General features: G+C 66.2%; 12 protein-coding genes. 8 read left to right on the forward strand and 4 right to left on the reverse strand.

The genetic code is table 11. The annotated features are described in order from the left end of the window. Positions 1-374 precede the first annotated feature (374 nt). A complete protein-coding gene (locus AC5Y21_RS02370) occupies positions 375-1,172 on the forward strand; it encodes a biotin--[acetyl-CoA-carboxylase] ligase (protein ID WP_499909048.1) in 798 nt (265 codons plus the stop codon). 9 nt (positions 1,173-1,181) lie between these two features. Further along, on the forward strand, positions 1,182-1,697 hold the full coding sequence (locus tag AC5Y21_RS02375; RefSeq protein ID WP_499909050.1) for a PH domain-containing protein: 516 nt from the start codon (positions 1,182-1,184) through the stop codon (positions 1,695-1,697). On the opposite strand, the gene AC5Y21_RS02380 is transcribed toward AC5Y21_RS02375, so the two are convergent. Next, positions 1,655-2,326, reverse strand: coding sequence for a GtrA family protein (locus tag AC5Y21_RS02380; RefSeq protein WP_499909052.1), 672 nt, complete (start codon positions 2,324-2,326; stop codon positions 1,655-1,657). The genes AC5Y21_RS02375 and AC5Y21_RS02380 overlap by 43 nt on opposite strands. A gap of 98 nt (positions 2,327-2,424) precedes the next feature. On the opposite strand from AC5Y21_RS02380, the gene AC5Y21_RS02385 reads away from it, so the two are divergent. The 3 genes from AC5Y21_RS02385 to AC5Y21_RS02395 are packed head-to-tail and all read left to right on the forward strand — an operon-like array spanning position 2,425 to position 5,364. Then, positions 2,425-3,666: a 5-(carboxyamino)imidazole ribonucleotide synthase gene (locus tag AC5Y21_RS02385; RefSeq protein ID WP_499909054.1), complete on the forward strand. Its 1,242-nt coding sequence runs from the start codon at positions 2,425-2,427 to the stop codon at positions 3,664-3,666. Next, a complete protein-coding gene (gene purE / locus AC5Y21_RS02390) occupies positions 3,663-4,181 on the forward strand; it encodes a 5-(carboxyamino)imidazole ribonucleotide mutase (RefSeq protein WP_499909056.1) in 519 nt (172 codons plus the stop codon). The genes AC5Y21_RS02385 and purE overlap by 4 nt, the downstream gene beginning before the upstream one ends. 13 nt (positions 4,182-4,194) lie before the next feature. Then, positions 4,195-5,364, forward strand: a complete 1,170-nt coding sequence (locus AC5Y21_RS02395) for an acyl-CoA dehydrogenase (RefSeq protein ID WP_499909058.1) — start codon at positions 4,195-4,197, stop codon at positions 5,362-5,364. A 75-nt stretch (positions 5,365-5,439) separates the two neighbouring features. On the opposite strand, the gene AC5Y21_RS02400 is transcribed toward AC5Y21_RS02395, so the two are convergent. After that, positions 5,440-7,680, reverse strand: coding sequence for a SulP family inorganic anion transporter (locus AC5Y21_RS02400; protein ID WP_499909060.1), 2,241 nt, complete (start codon positions 7,678-7,680; stop codon positions 5,440-5,442). A gap of 420 nt (positions 7,681-8,100) precedes the next feature. Between AC5Y21_RS02400 and pstS the strand changes: the two genes are divergently transcribed. Both pstS and AC5Y21_RS02410 read left to right on the forward strand, forming a co-directional pair. Beyond that, positions 8,101-9,201, forward strand: a complete 1,101-nt coding sequence (gene pstS / locus AC5Y21_RS02405) for a phosphate ABC transporter substrate-binding protein PstS (RefSeq protein WP_499909062.1) — start codon at positions 8,101-8,103, stop codon at positions 9,199-9,201. Between the two features lie 43 nt (positions 9,202-9,244). Next, positions 9,245-11,200, forward strand: coding sequence for a serine/threonine-protein kinase PknD (locus tag AC5Y21_RS02410; RefSeq protein WP_499909551.1), 1,956 nt, complete (start codon positions 9,245-9,247; stop codon positions 11,198-11,200). A gap of 6 nt (positions 11,201-11,206) precedes the next feature. On the opposite strand, the gene AC5Y21_RS02415 is transcribed toward AC5Y21_RS02410, so the two are convergent. Then, positions 11,207-12,406, reverse strand: a complete 1,200-nt coding sequence (locus AC5Y21_RS02415) for a CoA transferase (RefSeq protein ID WP_499909064.1) — start codon at positions 12,404-12,406, stop codon at positions 11,207-11,209. Continuing rightward, on the reverse strand, positions 12,406-13,341 hold the full coding sequence (locus tag AC5Y21_RS02420) for a class I SAM-dependent methyltransferase (RefSeq protein WP_499909066.1): 936 nt from the start codon (positions 13,339-13,341) through the stop codon (positions 12,406-12,408). The genes AC5Y21_RS02415 and AC5Y21_RS02420 overlap by 1 nt, the downstream gene beginning before the upstream one ends. Before the next feature lie 115 nt (positions 13,342-13,456). On the opposite strand from AC5Y21_RS02420, the gene AC5Y21_RS02425 reads away from it, so the two are divergent. Beyond that, positions 13,457-14,140, forward strand: coding sequence for a cation efflux transmembrane domain-containing protein (locus AC5Y21_RS02425; protein ID WP_499909068.1), 684 nt, complete (start codon positions 13,457-13,459; stop codon positions 14,138-14,140). Positions 14,141-14,164 lie beyond the last annotated feature (24 nt).

Raw genomic sequence — 14,164 nt, forward strand, 5'->3', positions numbered from 1 at the left:
TCAGCTGACTCCCGGCTCGTTCAACACCTCGTTGAGGCCCTTGAGGATCTCTCCGCTCGAGTTGATGAGCATCTTGCCGACGAAGAGCGAAACATCGTCCCGCTCATCAACCAACACATCGACGCTGAGGAATGGCAGCAATGCGTTGCCCGCGCGGCTGAATTCCTATCGCGGAGGAATCTCAGGCTTGGGCTCGTGTTGGGCGGTATGGTCCTGGATGCTTCATCAGCTGACGAGGCACGACAAATCCTGGCCGGTGTGCCGCTCCCGCAACGCATCATGATGCGGCTTCTCGCGAGACGGACCTCGGCGAGATATCGGGCCAATCTCTACGACAACCGCTTAGACGCTGGGCAGGTATCTAAGCTGGCCAAATGAACGACCGCGATCAGCTCAGGCCGCCGCTCGACGCGGACGCGTTGCGTACCGAGGTGATCGGGGCCGGTTGGCGGCAATTCGACGTCATCGCGCAGACCGGCTCCACCAACGCCGACCTGCTGGCACGTGCGGCATCCGGCAAGGACATCGGCGCAGCGGTGCTGATCGCCGAGCACCAGACCGCCGGACGGGGGCGGCAGGGCCGGGGCTGGTCGGCCACCCCGCGGGCGCAGATCACGATGTCAGTCGGGGTATCCGTCGTCGACATTCCGGTCGCCGCCTGGGGCTGGCTGACGCTGGCCACCGGCGTCGCGGTGGTGGACGCGGTGGTTCAGACGACCGGGGTCCAGGCGGGTCTGAAGTGGCCCAACGACGTGCTCGCCGGAAGCGGCAAGTTGGCCGGCATCCTGGCCGAGGTGGCGCGCCCGTATGTGGTGATCGGCCTGGGGCTCAATGTGACCCAGGCCCCCGAGGAGGTCGACGGCCCCGGAGCGACGTCACTGCTGGACCTGGGTGTGGCTGCCCCCGACCGGGGCGTGCTGGTCACCACGCTGTTGCGAGAGCTCGCGGGGCGCATCGCCGCGTGGCGGGCCGCCCGCGGCGCCGATCCGCAGTTGGCGGCCGACTACCGGGCCCGCAGTCTCACCCTCGGGAGCCCGGTGCGTGCGGAGCTGCCGGGCGGCGGCGAGGTCGTCGGGACCGCGCGCGATATCGACGAGCAGGGGCGGCTGTGCATCCAAACCGAGGGTGACACCGTCATCATCTCGGCCGGCGACGTGGTCCATCTGCGATAGCCTTCCGAGGTGGGCTATCCGGAGAATGTCCTGGCCAAAGGCGAGCAAGTCGTCCTGCACCACCATCCACATTGGAAGCGGCTGATCTGGCCCGCCCTGGTGTTGATCCTCGCGACCGGGCTGGCCGCGCTGGGGTCCGGGTTCGTCAACTCGACGCATTGGGACCAGGTCGCCAAGAACGTGATCTACGCGGTCATCTGGGGGATTTGGCTGGTGCTGGTCGGCTGGCTGACACTGTGGCCGTTCCTGCGCTGGCTGACCACGAATTTCGTCGTCACCAACCGGCGGGTGATGTATCGGCACGGAGTGCTGACCCGAAGCGGGATCGACATCCCGCTGGCGCGGATCAACAGCGTGGAGTTCCGGGACAAGCTGTTGGAGCGAATGTTCCGGACCGGAACGCTGATCATCGAGTCCGCGTCACAGGATCCGCTGGAGTTCTCCAACATTCCGCGCCTGCGCGACGTGCATGCGCTGCTGTATCACGAAGTTTTCGACACCGGGCCGTCCGGCTCGTCGAACTGAGCGAACCGGCTGGCCCTGCGGTTGCGCCAGGCGCGCAGCAACGTGACGTTGCCGTCTTTCAAGTCGGCGTCGAACGCGTCCTCGAAGACCTCGGCGATGCCGCCTGCGGTGAGGGCGGATTCCAGCGCCTTGTCGGGGCTGCGGGCGAACTGGTCGGGGAACACCCAGCGGCGGAACGCCCAGAAGCGGAACGCCATCTGCAGCAGGTTGCCGATGATGTAGGCCGAGATGAAGTCGGCGATGTTCTCCACCGTCAGCGATACCGTCGGGACCCGCAGCTGCAGGATGTAGCTGGAGATTCCCAGCGGCGCCATGCTCAGCAGCACCCCGACGCCGCTGAACGCGAAGAACAACAGCGCCTCGTGATGGCGCTCGCGGCCACCGCGGTCGCGGAAGCTCCACTCCCGGTTCAGGATGTAGGACGCGATTACCGCGACGATGCCCGCAATTACCTTGGCGGTTACCGGCTTGGATTCGAGAATCGTCAGCTTCAGCGTGTAGAAAATCGCCGAGTCGATGATGAAAGTTGTGCCGCCGACGATGGCGAATTTGATCAGCTCATGGTGGCGCATCGCAAAGGGTTGAAGAACCCCGGGAAGACGCGCAATCGTGGCATCGGCAAAGGACACAGCACGCCAGTCTACGGATTAACGCAAAAGCGGTGCAAAATCGTACATAACGATTAGGTCGCGTAGCCGCTAACACGCCGGTCAAAGCCCATGACACCATGATGGCCGTGCCGAGTACACGAACGCCGTTGGTCGCGATGGTGGGCGGCGGCCAACTTGCCCGGATGACGCATCAGGCCGCCATCGCTCTGGGACAGAGCTTGCGGGTGTTGGCCACCTCCGCCGACGAAGCCGCCGCGAAGGTCAGCCCCGATACGGTGATCGGCTCGCACACCGACCTGGCGGACCTGCGCCGGGTCGCCGATGGGGCCGACGTCCTGACCTTCGACCACGAGCACGTGCCGACCGAGCTGCTGGAGAAGCTGGTCGCCGAGGGCGTCGCCGTGGCGCCGCCGCCGCAGGCGCTGGTCCACGCTCAGGACAAGCTCGTCATGCGGCAGCGGTTGGAGGCGCTGGGAGTGCCCGTGCCGCGGTACGCGGGGATCGAGGGCCTGGACGCGCTGGACGACTTCGCCACGCGGGTGGGCGGCCCCGTGGTCGTGAAAGCGGTCCGCGGAGGTTACGACGGGCGCGGGGTGCGGATGGCCCGCGACCCTTCGCACGCCCGCGAGATCGCGGCCGACTTCCTGGCCGACGGAGTGCCGGTGATGGCCGAGGAACAGGTGAACCTGCGCCGCGAATTGTCAGCGCTGGTGGCCCGCTCGCCGTTCGGACAGGGTGCGGCGTGGCCTGTCGTGGAGACGGTGCAGGCCGACGGGATCTGCGTGGAGGTGATTGCGCCCGCGCCGCAGCTGGCCGAGGATACCGCCGCCGCCGCGCAGGAGCTGGCCCTGCGGCTGGCCGGCGAACTCGGTGTGGTCGGTGTGCTCGCGGTCGAACTGTTCGAGACCACCGACGGTGCGCTGCTGGTCAACGAGCTGGCCATGCGGCCACACAACTCTGGACACTGGACCATGGACGGGTCGCGTACCAGTCAATTCGAGCAACATCTGCGTGCGGTGCTGGACTATCCGCTCGGCGACACCGACGCGATCGCGCCGGTGACTGTGATGGCCAATGTGCTGGGCGCCGCGGAGCAGCCGGCCATGACCGTCGACGAGCGATTGCACCATCTCTTCGCGCGAATGCCGGACGCTCGGGTGCACTTGTACGGCAAGGCTGAGCGTCCCGGTCGCAAGGTGGGGCACATCAACTTTGTCGGCGACGATCTGGACAGGCTTCGTGAACGTGCCGAGCTGGCGGCACACTGGTTATCTCACGCGCAGTGGACGGACGGATGGGACGTGCATGGGGCCGGCGACGATGCAGAGCGCAGCGATGAAGAGGAGCGGCGCATATGACTCAGCGAGATCCTCGCGTCGGCGTGATCATGGGCAGCGACAGCGACTGGTCGGTGATGGCCGACGCCGCGAAGGCGCTGGCCGAATTCGACATCCCTACCGAGGTTCGGGTGGTCTCGGCGCACCGCACCCCCGCGGTGATGTTCGACTATGCCCGCAGCGCGGCCGACCGCGGCATCGAGGTGATCATCGCCGGCGCGGGCGGTGCTGCACACCTGCCCGGGATGGTCGCCGCCGCGACGCCGCTGCCGGTGATCGGCGTGCCGGTGCCGCTGGCCCGGCTGGACGGCCTGGACTCTTTGCTGTCGATCGTGCAGATGCCGGCCGGAGTCCCGGTGGCCACGGTCTCTATCGGCGGAGCCCGCAACGCCGGTTTGCTGGCGGTGCGGATGCTGGGAGCCGCCGACCCGAAGTTGCGCGCCCGCATCGTCGCATTCCAGGAGCAGCTGGCCGAGACCGTCCGCGCCAAGGATGCGGCTCTGCAGGAGCTTCAGGATAAAGTTACCGGCGAGTAGCGAGGAGGCTGCAATGGGTACGTGGGCCGGAAACCCCGACTTCGATGTGTACAAGCTGCCCGAGGAACACGAGGAATTGCGGGCGGCGATCCGCGCTCTGGCGGAACGGGAGATCGCTCCCTACGCGAAGGATGTGGACGAGAACTCGCGGTTCCCGGAAGAGGCGCTGGCTGCGCTGAACGCGGCCGGCTTCAACGCTGTGCATATTCCCGAGGAGTACGGCGGTCAGGGCGCAGATTCGGTGGCCGCCTGCATCGTGATCGAAGAAGTGGCGCGCGTCGACGCTTCCGCCTCGTTGATCCCGGCCGTGAACAAGCTCGGCACGATGGGCCTGATTCTGCGCGGCTCTGAAGAGCTGAAGAAGCAGGTGCTGCCGTCGATCGCCAGCGAAGGGGCCATGGCGTCCTACGCGCTGAGCGAGCGCGAAGCCGGCAGTGACGCGGCATCGATGCGGACCCGGGCCAAGGCAGACGGGGACGACTGGATTCTCAACGGTGCCAAGTGCTGGATCACCAACGGCGGCAGGTCGACCTGGTACACCGTGATGGCGGTGACCGATCCGGACCTGGGTCCCAACGGCATCTCGGCGTTCATGGTGCACAAGGACGACGAGGGATTCAGCGTCGGCCCGAAAGAGAAGAAACTCGGGATCAAGGGCTCACCGACCACCGAGCTGTACTTCGAGAATTGCCGCATCCCCGGCGATCGGATGATTGGCGAGCCCGGCACCGGGTTCAAGACCGCGCTGCAGACCCTCGACCACACCCGCCCCACGGTGGGAGCCCAGGCCGTGGGTCTCGCGCAGGGTGCGCTGGACGCCACGGTTGCGTATACGAAGGACCGCAAGCAGTTCGGAAAGTCCATCTCCGACTTCCAGGGCGTGCAGTTCGAGCTGGCCGACATGGCAATGAAAGTCGAAGCCGCCCGCCTGATGGTCTATACGGCCGCTGCCCGCGCCGAACGCGGCGAGCCGAATCTCGGATTCATTTCCGCGGCCGCAAAGTGCTTCGCCTCCGACACCGCCATGGACGTCACGGAGTCGGCCGTGCAGCTGTTCGGCGGCGCCGGCTACACCACCGACTTCCCCGTCGAGCGGATGATGCGCGACGCCAAGATCACCCAGATCTACGAGGGCACCAATCAGATTCAGCGCGTGGTCATGTCACGGGCAGTGCTGCGCTGAGCCAGCGAGCAGACGCAGAATCGCACGAATCAGGGCAGAATAGTGCGCTTCTGCGTCTGCTCGCGCACATCTGGGCTAAGGCGTGGCGGCAGGCTCGAAGGCGCCCACAATGCCGTGCTGATTCACCTCGTACACATGGGCCGTCGACACGTCGAAGAACATGCCGTAGACCTTCAAAGCGCCAGAGGCCTTGGCGGAGGCCAAGATCGGACTGTGTGCCAGCCGTTCCATCTGCACGGCCACGTTCACGATGCCCAGCTGGTCGGCCTCGCTGAGGCCGTCGGACTCCGCACTCGCGCGCGCCGGATGACCATCCCGGAATGCTGCCAGGCTGTCGCGGCCATGTTCCAGCCACTGACCGACCGCAGTTTGTCCCGACACGCCGGAAATCCCGGAAATTAACGCCTCCATTGCCCGGCACGACGAATGTCCGCACACCGCAACGGAAGTCACACCTAGCTGGTTGAACGCGACGTCGAGGACCGCGTCGACCGATCGGTCCGTCGCGTCGGCGGGTACCAGGTTGCCGACGTTGCGGACGATATACAGGTCGCCGGGCCCACTGGCGGTGATCACGTCGGGCAGCACCCGCGAGTCGGCACAGGTGAGGAACACCGCGCTCGGTGTCGTCGAATCGGTCAGTTTGGCAAGCCGCGGGTACAGCTCTCCGCGGCCGTTGCGGTGGTACGCGTCAACGCCGTCGAGAATCGACACTCCGGCGTCATGATGGTCACCGTTGCGCAAGACGGCTTCGATCGGGCGCTGGTAGTGACGTTTGGGGCGGCTGGTGTGGGCGTGGTGCAGCGTCGCCGGTGACGTCTCCACGATCACCACGGCTCCGCCCGTCGCCTCGTGAGCGGTTCTCCAATCGGAAATAGCCTCGGAGACAGCCTCGTCGATGTAGTCCGCATTGAGCGTGAGCCGCACCTGAGACCCGGGCGGCATGGTGGACAGCACCGTGGTCAGGCGGGGCAACAGCAGGAAGCTGAGCGTGCCGTCGATGTCGATCCGCCAGTTTTTCGACTCTGCGTCGCCGTACGGCCGGGCCTCGATGGGTGCGCGCACCAACCGCGTCAACAGCATGAAGATCGCGACGCCGAGGCCAATGGCCACACCCTCGAGCAGGTTCAGGAATACCACGCATCCGATGGTGATGGTGTATACGGCGAAATTGCCTGTGCGCCAAGCGAGTTTGATGTGAGCCAGCTTGATGAGCTGGATACCGATCACGATGAGCAGTCCCGCCAGCGCTGCCTTGGGGATGAGTTCCACCAGATCGGTCAGCAGCGACGCGAACAGCAGGATCCAGATGCCGTGCAGTATCGCCGACGCGCGGGTGCGGGCCCCGGCGGCTACGTTGGTGGAGCTGCGGACGATGACCCCGGTGATCGGCAGCCCGCCGAGCAACCCCGACACCATGTTGGCGCTGCCCTGCCCGATCATCTCGCGGTTGAAGTTCGCGCGCGGGCCGTTGTGCAGCTTGTCGACCGCGACCGCCGACAGCAGCGATTCGACGCTGGCGATGAGGGCAACGGTGATGACACCCAGGGCCACGGCACCGATCTGCTGAGTCCACGGCGCTCCGCCGGGGGCGGTGGGGGGAAGATGCGGCAAACCGATGGCGTGGAAGAAGTTGCCGGAAAGGTTTATTCGGTCGACACCCTCGAGGTTCGCAGCTTCGGCGACGGTGGTCGCGACCACGATGGCCACCAGGGCGCCGGGAATGACGCGGATCTTGGCGGGCAGCTTGGGCCACAACATCAGCAGGCCGATCACAATCCCGCCGACGATCACTTCGTGCAGCTCGTGGTGGAGGATGCCGTTGGGCAATGCCTCGATGTTTTTCCACGCCGAGCTTCGCGACGAGCCACCCATCAGGACATGGATTTGCTGCAAGACGATGGTGACGCCGATGCCCGCCAGCATGGCGTGTACCACGACCGGAGCGACGCCGAGTGCGGCGCGGGCCACCTTGACCACGCCGAAGAGGATCTGAATCGCGCCCGCGCAGATGGTGATGATGCCCGTCATCTGCCAGCCGAAGTCGTTGATCAGACCGGCGACCACCACGGTGAGGCCCGCGGCCGGGCCGCTGACCTGCAGCACCGAGCCGCCAAGGCAACCGGCGACGATGCCGCCGACCACCGCCGCGATCAACCCGGCCATCAGCGGAGCACCGGAGGCGATGGCGATCCCCAACGAAAGGGGCAGCGCAACAAGGAAGACCACGATCGACGACGGAGTGTCATGTCGCAGGTTGCGGGTGAGAGCTCCAGACTTCAGCGCACCGACAAATTTGTTGACATCGGTGGTCATGGTTCGACTCCTCGAAACCGGTCAGTCGGGTGGCCGGCTGCGGTCAAGAGCGCGCGCCGTTGGACGTGGATCGGCCAAATTTGCGGGCAGCAAATATGTTGCTTCCCCGCAGGTAACTGAAATAAATCCTCGTCGATGGCCTGGTTCATCGAATGAACAGAACGCGGATTCATCAGCAATTCAAAGAACTTAAAGAAATGCTATGTGCCGCAGCACCAACAGGATTGCGAGTCAACCACGACTACTGCGAGGGGCCGTTAGCAGCCTCGGTCTGCCTCGTCAAGGTTTATACATCGACCGTTAGGTAAATACCCTTCGAACAACAGCGGGGCTTCCGTGTGCGGAAGGTTCCAGCGGCTCGGCTCGATCCGGTGGCGAAGTGCAGGTGTTCGTCACCCATGACTCGTGTAAAGGAGTTCCGTGAAGTTCAACCGATCTGGCGCAGCCCTGAGCCTGCTGGCTGTGAGCGCGGTCGTCGCGCTGGTGCTGTCGGCATGCGGCGGCCACTCGAACAACTCGTCGGGGTCGGTGAACTGCGGCGGCAAGAAGGATCTGAAGGGCGCCGGCTCGACCGCGCAGGAAAACGCGATCCAGCAATTCGTCTATGCCTATAGTCACGCATGTCCGGGCTACTCCCTGGACTACGCCGCAAACGGTTCCGGCGCGGGGGTGGAGGCGTTCGTCAACAACCAGGCCGACTTGGCGGGATCCGACGTGCCACTGAACCCGTCCACGGGTGAGCCCGATCGGGCGTCGGCGCGTTGCGGTTCGCAGGCATGGGACCTGCCGACGGTGTTTGGCCCGATCGCTGTCACCTACAACGTCAAGGGCGTGACCGCGCTGAAGCTGGACGGGCCCACCACCGCGAAGATCTTCAACGGCGGCATCAGGTTATGGAACGACGCGGCGGTCAAAGCGCTCAACAACGACATCGACCTGCCGTCGACCCCCATCCACGTCGTCTTCCGCAGCGACAAGTCCGGTACCACCTACAACTTCCAGAAATACCTCGACGGCGCGTCCGATGGCGCCTGGGGCAAAGGCGTGAGTGAGACGTTCGACGGCGGTGTCGGTGACGGCGCCGCCGGGAACGACGGCACGTCGGCGCTGCTGGAGAGCACCGACGGGTCGATCACCTACAACGAGTGGTCATTCGCCGTGGGCAAGCAGTTACGCATGGCCGGGATTATCACGTCCGCTGGCCCGAACGCCGTGGCGATCACCACCGAGTCGGTGGGCAAGACGATCGCCGGGGCACGGTTCCTGGGACAGGGCAATGACCTGGTGTTGGACACGTCGTCGTTCTACAAGCCGTCGCAGGCCGGCGCGTACCCGATTGTGCTGGCGACTTACGAGATCGTCTGCTCGAAATATCCGGCTGCCGAGACCGGCAAGGCCGTCAAGGCGTTTATGCAGGCCGCGATCGGTCCTGGCCAAAAAGGGTTGGACCAGTACGGATCGATTCCGTTGCCGGACTCGTTCAAGTCGAAGCTGTCGGGGGCGGTGAACGCGATCTCGTGACGACAACTTCTCTCAGCGGATCAATCGAAAGGAGCGCGCGATGGTGAACGACACCGCGTCGCGGGCGGGTTCGCGGTTTGGTCCCTATCAGCTGATGCGGCTGCTGGGCCGCGGCGGAATGGGCGAGGTCTATGAGGCCGAGGACACCCGCAAACGTCGAGTGGTGGCGCTAAAGCTGATCTCCCCGCAATACTCCGGCAATCCGGAGTTTCGCGCGCGGATGCAACGTGAGGCCGACGCCGCAGGCCGGCTGACCGAGCCGCATGTGGTGCCCATCCATGACTACGGCGAAATCGACGGCAAGCTGTTTTTGGAGATGCGGCTGGTCGACGGCACCGATTTGGGCACGCTGCTGAACCGTTCGGGGCCGATCAGCCCACCGCGGGCGGTGACCATCGTGGGCCAGGTCGCGGCCGCGCTGGACGCGGCTCATGCCACCGGCGTGACGCATCGCGACGTCAAACCGGAGAACATCCTGATCACCGACGACGACTTCGCCTATCTGGTGGATTTCGGCATCGCCCGCGCCGCCGCAGACCCGCGGGTGACCCAGGCCGGGATCACGATGGGCACCTACGACTACATGGCCCCGGAGCGGTTAACCGGTGGAGAAGTCACCCAGCGCGCCGACATCTATTCGTTGGCGTGTGTGCTGAGCGAATGCTTGACCGGCTCGCCCCCGTATCGAGCCGACAGCATCGAGCGGGCGGTCGCCGCGCATCTGACCGAGCCGGCGCCGCGGCCCAGCCAGCTGCGACCCGGTGCTGTCCCGGATGCATTCGACGCGGTGATCGCCAGGGGCATGGCAAAGAACCCCGGTGAGCGCTATCGCAGCGCCGGTGAACTGGCCGCCGCCGCCCACCACGCGCTGAGCGTGCCCGAGCAGGATCAGGCGACGACGATCTTGCGGCGGTTCCCGCCCCAGGCGTCGTCTCATCCTGGGCCCCAGCCGGGGCCGCAGCCGTCGCCGCGTGCCGACACGATGGCTCGGCCCGTGCCGCAGGGTGTCGGCACCGGCAGTTGGCGCAACCGGCCCGGACCGCCGCCGCCCGCCGGCCCGCCCGGGCCTCCGCCGAGCTACAGCCATCCCCAGCCGCACACCCGACCGCCCGACTTCGCGCCCAGCGGTCGCCAGCCGCGGCCTATACGCAAGCGATGGATCCTCATCGGCGCGGTCGCGCTGCTGGTCATCGCCACCATCGGATACCTGGCACTGCGGCCGTCGCACACGTCGGCGTCCGGGCAAACCGTGCTGCCGTTCAACGGCCTCGACTTCCAGCTGTCTCCGGGCGGGGTGGCGGTAGACAAAGACGGCTCCGTTTACACCACCAGTGAGGGCATGTACGGCAAGGTGGTGAAGCTGGCTGCCGGGTCGGGCAACTCGACGGTGCTGCCGTTCTCCTCCCTTTACCAGCCTCAAGGGTTGGCGGTCGACAGCAACGGCACCGTGTACGTCGCCGATTTCAGTAACCAGGTGGTGAGCCTGGCCCCCGGGTCCGACAAGCAGAAGGTGCTGCCGTTCAACGGCCTCAGTTATCCGGAGGGAGTCGCGGTGGATGCGCAGGGGAGCGTCTATGTCGCCGACCGCGGAAACAACCGGGTGCTCAAGTTGGACAGCGGGTCGAACGCCCAAAGTGTGCTGCCGTTCAACGGGCTGAAGAACCCCGACGGCGTTGCCGTGGACGCCGCCGGCAACGTCTACGTCACCGACACCGACAACAACCGGGTGCTGAAGTTGGCCGCCGGGTCGAGCGACCAGACCGTCCTCGTATCCTCCGGCATCAACGTGCCGTGGGGGATCGCCGTCGACAAAACCGGCAACGTCTACGTCACCGAACACAACAGCGGCAAGGTGGTCAAGTTGGCCTCGGGGTCGAACAGCCCGACCGAGCTGCCGTTCCAGGGCCTCAACGTGCCGTTGTCGGTCGCGGTCGATAGCGGCGGAGCCGTGTACGTGGCTGACCGCGGCAACAACAGGGTGGTCAAGCTACCGGCGTGATGAGGGTCAAGACGCGGCTTCCGGCGCGACCAGAAATGCATCGTTGTGCTGGCCGAGCGCCGGTGGGGGATCGGTGGCCACAGCGCTGAAGCTGGAGTAGCGCGCCGGCGTGCGGATCACCATGATCGCGTTGTCACCGCTGCCGACGGGTAAGGCGAGGTCGTTCTCGGCGAACAGCGGGGTGTTGACGACCTGCTTCCAGGTGTAGGCGAGGCAGGCCATCAGCCCGCCTTCGTGCAGCAGCTCGACCCATTCGGCGGCGGTCTTGGCGGCCAGGGCGGACTCCAGTTCTTCGGTCAGCTCGGGGTAGTTGAGCGCCCGCGCGCGCTGGTCGACGAATCGCTCGTCCTCGAGCAGGTCCGGACGGCCGATGATCTCGCAGAGCTTCGCCCAGTGCTTGGGCACGTATGCGGACAGCACGAGGTAGCCGTCGGCGGCCCGGAAGGCGTCGGACGGCTGGGTGGCGAATCCGACTCCCTTGCGCCGCTTGGCTTTCGGCGCTTGGTCGGGTTTCGGCTTGGGCGCCTCGGCTGGCCTGTTCAGGTGGATGGTCAGCTGGTTGGCCTGCAGTCCCACCGCGACGTCGTACATCGCGACCCGGACCGTGTCGGCCACCCCGTGGCGTTCCCGGTTGAGCAGCGCGGCCAGCACCGCCTGGGCCAACACGTGACCGCTGGCGTTGTCGACGAGCTGGAACGGGATGATCTGCGGCTTGCCGTCGGGCGTGGGCATTCCCGTGGTCATGCCGGACTCGGCAGCGACCATCAGGTCGACGCCCGGTCTGCTGCTGTGCGGGCCGTTGCCGCCGAAGGCCGACAGACGGGCGTAGATCAGTCTGGGGTTGCGTGACCGCAGGTCGTCGGGCCCCAGGCCCATCTTCTCCATGACGCCGGGGCGAAACCCTTCCAGCACGACATCGGCGGTATCAGCCAGGCGCAGTATCTGCTGCCTGGCTTCTTCGTCGGTCAGGTCCGCCGTCACCGACTTCTTGCCGCGGTTGTTGGGCAGGAAATACGTCGCGAGCGGCGGGCGTCCGGGCAGCACCGCGGTGATGTGCCGGGCCGCTTCGCCACCGGGCGCCTCAATCTTGATGACTTCGGCGCCCAGGTCGGCCAGCACCTGTCCGGCCAGCGGTCCGGCTACGTTCTGGGTGAAATCCAGCACCCGAAACCCGTCAAGTGGCTTGGCGGCGTTGTTGTTTGGCATCAGCCGGCCTTTCCCTTGTCTAACACCGCGGTGCAGTAGTAGTTCTGGATGAACGGCGCATGCTCATCGGCTTTATCGCCCATGGTGGGGTGAACCGGTAATCCGACGCCGGCCAGCAGGGTATTGAGCGTGGTTCGCTCCGTTTCCCAACCGCAGTGAGCCAGGTAGTCGGCGACGTCGTTGCGCTCGCCGGGGAATCCTAGGTTCTCCAGCACGACATCGAGGCCATGCTCGCGCCATTTCTGACCGGCGGCATTCAAAGCCGCCAGATTGGGACCGGAATTTATGAAGATTTCGGCCACCAGTCGGCTGCCGTCGGCGCTGAGCGCGGTGACGCTGTCCAGCAACTGGTCTTGGGCATCCGGCGGCAAGAAGCCCAGCAAGCCCTCGGCGGCCCATGCGGCGGGCCGGTCGACGTCGAACCCGGCCTGGCGCAGCGCCGACGGCCAGTCGTGTCGGAGGTCGATGGGGACGGCCCGGATGTCCGCCGTCGGCTCGGCGCCGAGTCCGGCGATGGTCGCGCTCTTGAATTCGATGACTTGGGGTTGGTCGATCTCGAATACCGTCGTGCCTGCCGGCCACTGGAGTCGGTAGCCGCGCGCGTCCAGGCCGGAGGCCAAGATGACCGCCTGGCGAATTCCCGCCGCGGTCGCCTCGGCGAAAAACGCATCGATGTAGCGGGTGCGGGCGGCGAGCAGGTCGCTCATGCGTTGCATGCCCCAGGGCGCAGCGGGGTCGTCGACCACGGCGGAGTCGAGTTCTCCTGCCGCCCACCGGCTGAAGAAGTCGATGCCGACCGCCCGCACCAGGGGCTCGGCGAACTGGTCGTCGATCAGGCCCGCTCTGGTGGACCAGGCGCGTCCGGCGGCCACCATGGTCGCGGTGGCTCCCACGCTCGTCGCGAGGTCCCAGGTGTCGTTGTCGGTGCGCGCCATCGGTGAAGTTTCTCCGTCCGTCCGTGCTACTGATTAGACAGATTAACGACACGCGCGCCACCGGGGCTCGGCAGCGTTCCAGCGCCGGGGCCCACGTTGCCTTTAACATCGTTAGATGCAGCCGGCGACTACTTCCGATGCGGTCGGCAACGCCACCCACGCCACCCACGCCCCGCACGCGCCGGTCACGCGCGACGCCGGATGGCAGCGCAGCGCGCAATGGGCCCGGCGGTTGGCCTGGGTGAGCCTGGTCGTGATGCTGTCCGAGGGCGTCATCGGGCTGTGGCAGGGGCTGGCGGTCGGGTCGATCGCGTTGACCGGGTGGGCGCTGGGCAGCGCGCCCGAGGGGCTGGCCAGCGCGATGGTGATCTGGCGTTTCAGCGGCTCCCGCACCCACTGCGAGAAGTCCGAGCGACGGGCGCAACGCGGTGTCGCGGTGTCGTTCTGGCTGACCGCCCCGTATATCGCCGCCGAATCCGTCCGGCACCTGATCGAAAGACAGCACGCCGAGACCTCGATGATCGGCATCGGGCTGACGGCGCTGGCCTTGGTGCTGATGCCGACGCTGGGCCGGGTCAAGCACAAACTGGCGGCGCGACTGGGCTCCGGCGCGACTCATGGCGAAGGCACCCAGAACTATCTGTGTGCCGCGCAGGCCGCCGGCGTGCTGATCGGCCTTGCTATCACCGCCATCTGGCCGGGCACCTGGTGGGTTGACCCGGCGATCGGGCTGGCCATCGCCGGGATCGCGATCTGGTCGGGCGTCCGGGCCTGGCGTGGCATGGACTGCGGCTGCTGAATGGCTGGCGAGCGTGCGTGTTTG

This window comes from Mycobacterium sp. NGS41 (genome assembly GCF_059812725.1).

What these genes read in the sequence shown, in the direction of transcription:
- AC5Y21_RS02415 (WP_499909064.1), bottom strand. Translation starts at nt 12,406, where the DNA reads ATGCCAAACAACAACGCCGCCAAGCCACTTGACGGGTTTCGGGTGCTG.
- purE (WP_499909056.1), top strand. Translation starts at nt 3,663, where the DNA reads ATGACTCAGCGAGATCCTCGCGTCGGCGTGATCATGGGCAGCGACAGC.
- AC5Y21_RS02400 (WP_499909060.1), bottom strand. Translation starts at nt 7,680, where the DNA reads ATGACCACCGATGTCAACAAATTTGTCGGTGCGCTGAAGTCTGGAGCT.
- AC5Y21_RS02395 (WP_499909058.1), top strand. Translation starts at nt 4,195, where the DNA reads ATGGGTACGTGGGCCGGAAACCCCGACTTCGATGTGTACAAGCTGCCC.
- AC5Y21_RS02425 (WP_499909068.1), top strand. Translation starts at nt 13,457, where the DNA reads ATGCAGCCGGCGACTACTTCCGATGCGGTCGGCAACGCCACCCACGCC.
- AC5Y21_RS02370 (WP_499909048.1), top strand. Translation starts at nt 375, where the DNA reads ATGAACGACCGCGATCAGCTCAGGCCGCCGCTCGACGCGGACGCGTTG.
- AC5Y21_RS02385 (WP_499909054.1), top strand. Translation starts at nt 2,425, where the DNA reads ATGATGGCCGTGCCGAGTACACGAACGCCGTTGGTCGCGATGGTGGGC.
- AC5Y21_RS02420 (WP_499909066.1), bottom strand. Translation starts at nt 13,341, where the DNA reads ATGGCGCGCACCGACAACGACACCTGGGACCTCGCGACGAGCGTGGGA.